This window comes from Actinomadura roseirufa, from assembly GCF_900659635.1.
GTDB classification, from domain to species: Bacteria; Actinomycetota; Actinomycetes; order Streptosporangiales; family Streptosporangiaceae; genus Spirillospora; species Spirillospora roseirufa.
Genome location: NZ_CAACVB010000495.1, coordinates 1 through 2,851 on the forward strand (window position 1 = coordinate 1; position 2,851 = coordinate 2,851).

The 2,851-nt window shown below is 78.2% G+C and carries 3 protein-coding genes; all 3 read right to left on the minus strand.

From position 1 onward, the window contains the following. Nucleotides 1-676, minus strand: a 676-nt coding sequence (locus E1291_RS40695) for a YveK family protein (RefSeq protein WP_131743367.1), incomplete at its 3' end; no start/stop codon positions are given. Between the two features lie 81 nt (nucleotides 677-757). Continuing rightward, nucleotides 758-1,909: a glycosyltransferase gene (locus E1291_RS40700; RefSeq protein WP_131743368.1), complete on the minus strand. Its 1,152-nt coding sequence runs from the start codon at nucleotides 1,907-1,909 to the stop codon at nucleotides 758-760. Further along, nucleotides 1,906-2,661: a polysaccharide deacetylase family protein gene (locus E1291_RS40705; RefSeq protein WP_242614687.1), complete on the minus strand. Its 756-nt coding sequence runs from the start codon at nucleotides 2,659-2,661 to the stop codon at nucleotides 1,906-1,908. Before E1291_RS40705 ends, E1291_RS40700 begins: the two co-directional genes overlap by 4 nt. Between the last annotated feature and the right edge of the window lie 190 nt (nucleotides 2,662-2,851).

The following is a 2,851-nucleotide window of genomic DNA, read 5'->3' on the forward strand; positions in this document are numbered from 1 at the left end:
GGGCGGTCGCGGGCCGGAACCGCGACGCGTCGTGCGAGCCGCGTCCGCGCCGTCCGCTCGCGACGGCGGCGCTGAGCCCGGCGAGCAGGACGCCGGTCGCGGTCCCGACGGACGCGTCCAGCGGCAGGTTCGGCGAGGACGGCGCCGACGGCCGCGCGGCGAGGCTCATCAGCGCGACCCGCACGCCGGTGTCGCCCCGGTGGGCGGTCCCGTACCGGACGAGCGCGTCGGCGGAGGCGTTGGCGAACCCGGCGGCGTCACCGGGCGTGGCGGCGCTCCCCGACAGCCTGATCAGCGGGGTGTCGGGGGACGTGGACGCCTGGATGTGCGCGCGGGTCTCGCCGGGCGCCACCCGGGGCAGCGGGAGCGCCGACCAGGCGAGCGTCTCCGGCAGCGGCGCGAGCCGCCCGTAGGCCTGCGCGAAGCTGACCGCGGCCGGGCCGGACTGCCCGCCGCCGTTGTCGACGACCAGCACGTACGCGGTCGCGGTGTAGGCCGTGGGCGCGACCAGGGCGTAGCCGAGCCCGCAGAGGAGGCCGCCCAGGACGAGCACGACGGCCACGCCGAACCGCCGGGCGTACCGGGCGAGCGCGCGGCCGGAGCGCCGGCGCGCGTCCGCGGCGAGCCGGCGGACCCGTCCGCCGGGCGACTTCTGGGTGGCATCACGCTTGGCCATCATGGGCCCCTTCTCCTGTCGGGGTTCTGTTCTGGTGAGTGCTGCTCGGGTGGCTGCGGGCCGTCCGGGTGCGGGACGCCCTCATGTCGGGGTGCCGCTCAGGTGCTCGCGCATGGGCGGCGTCCGGACGGCGGCGGCGCCCGGACCGTCCTCGTACAGCCGGGCGAGGCGGTCCGCCTGGTCGGCGACGCAGTAGCGGCCGACGACCGCCGGGACCGGCAGCCGCCCGGCGGGCCCGTGCCCGGCCGCCGCGGCGAGCCGGCCGAGCTCGGCGGTCCAGGCGGTCAGGCCGGTGGGCACGCGCCGCGCGTGCGGCGCCTCCCAGGACGGCAGGTCCGCCAGCGCCGGGCAGGTCGTGTACCGGACGGGCAGCCCGGCGGCCAGCGCCTCCAGGACGCCGAGGCCGAACGTCTCCTGGGTGGACGGCGAGGCCAGCACGTCCATCGCGGCCAGCGCGCCCGGCACGTCGTCGGTCGCCCCGGCGAACACGATCCGGCCGGCCGCGCCGAGGCTCGCGGCGAGCCGTTCGAGGCGGTCGCGGGCGGGACCGTCGCCGACCAGCAGCAGCCGCGCCCGCTCCAGCCGGGCGACCGCCTCGATGAGCAGGTCGAACCGCTTGGTCGGGACGAGCCGGCCCAGCCCTCCGGCGACCCACTCGTCCGGGCCGATGCCGAACCGCCGCCGGGTCTCGGCGCGGCGGGCGGGGTCGAACGCGAACGCGGCGGCGTCGATGCCGTTCGGGATCACGACGATCCGGCCCGGCGGCACGCCCCAGCCGCGCAGCCGCGAGGCGACGGTCGGCGAGACCGCGACGGTCACCGAGCCGAGCCGCTCGGTCGCCCGGTAGAGCGCGCGGACGCCGCGGGTCGTCGCGCGGCCCTCGATGTGCCCGTCGCCGAGGGAGTGCTCGGTGGCGACGACGCGGGGCGTCCCGGCGAGCCGGGCGGCGACGCGGCCGTACACGCACGCCCGGTACAGGTGGGTGTGCACGACGTCGTAGCGGCCCCGGCGGATCAGCCGCGCGAGCCGGGGCACGGCGGAGAGGTCGCGGTTGCCGCGCATGCCGAGCTCGTGGACGGCGACGCCGGTGCCGCGGATCGCCTCGCCGAGGGTCCCGGCGCCGGTCAGCGAGACGACCTCGCACGTCACCGGGAGATGGCGGAGCAGCAGCGCGAGCTGCCGCTCGGCCCCGCCGTGCTCCAGGCCGGTGATGACGTGCAGGACCCGCGTCACACCCGGCTCCGGCGCAGCCCGTGCCGGACGAGCTTGGCGCGCAGCCGCGGCCCCCCGTCCCGGTCCCCGACGTAGGTGCGCGGCAGCGCGTGCCGACACGGCTCGGCGGGGCCGATGTCGACCGCGTAGCCGTAGCCCGCGGCGCGGACCGCGTCGATCTCGCGGCGGGTGGCGTGCCCGTAGGGGTAGGCGAAGCCGGTGACCGGGCGGTCGAGCAGTTCCTCCAGGCTGGCGCGGCTCTCCTCCAGCTCAGCCCGCAACTCGGTGGCGCCGGTGCCCGGCAGCGACACGTGGTACCGGCCGTGCGAGCCGACCTCCATGCCCGCGCGCGCGACGGTCCGCAGCTGCTCGACGGTCATCAGCGGCTTGCGCGGGCCGTCGTCCCAGGCGTTGTAGGAGCCGATCCGCCCGGACACCGCGAACACCGTGGCGGTGAACCCGAACCGCACCAGGGCGGGCAGGGCCCGGGTCGCGAAGTCGGCGTACCCGTCGTCGAACGTGAGCCCGACCAGGCCGCGCGCGTCGCCGGCGTCCCGCGCGGCGAGCAGCTCGGCCGTCCCGACGCCGCGCAGGCCGCGGGCCCGCAGCCAGCCGAGCTGGGCCTCGAACCGCGGCGGCGACACGGTCACCAGGTGCGGGTCCTCAGCGTAGTGATCGATCGAGTGGTACATCAGCACCCACGGTGCCGGTCCCCGTTCCGTCGGCCGCGCCGGCGGCGTCAGGCGGGTCGGTTCGTCGGTCGGCTGGGTCACTGGTCTCCCCCGGGTCGGTACGGCCGCGCCGGACGAGGGCCGCGAGCGGCCCCGCGGCGGTCCACGGCGCTGTGATCCTTGACAGGCGTCTCGGCGCCGGTTCCGCGCCCGGCCACGCGGCGAGCACGAGCAGCACCGCGAAGGCCGCGGCGGTCACCGCGCCCCCGGCGACCGGCGGGACGAGCGCGGG